At 63.2% G+C, this 231-nt stretch carries 1 protein-coding gene; it reads left to right on the forward strand.

Annotation, left to right across the window (positions count from 1 at the left end; all coding sequences use genetic code 11):
- Positions 1-10 precede the first annotated feature (10 nt).
- The coding region (locus tag ACR9ZK_RS23760; RefSeq protein ID WP_481344362.1) for an AarF/UbiB family protein at positions 11-231 on the forward strand (221 nt) is incomplete at its 3' end.

Raw genomic sequence — 231 nt, forward strand, 5'->3', positions numbered from 1 at the left:
TATCAAGGCGATGTATCTCGTCGCCAACCTGCAGGAGCGCTTCCTTCCCTCCAGCCGGCGCCTCAGGCCCGTCGAGGTGACGCGGACGCTCGAGCAGACCACCAAGGTCGAGATGGATCTGCGCCTGGAGGCGGCGGCCCTTTCCGAAATCGCTGAAAATACCGAGAAAGACCCGTGCTTCCGCGTCCCCAAGGTCGATTGGGAGCGCACCGGCCGTGACGTCATCACCAT

This window comes from Monashia sp. HAY1-5C (genome assembly GCF_056755255.1).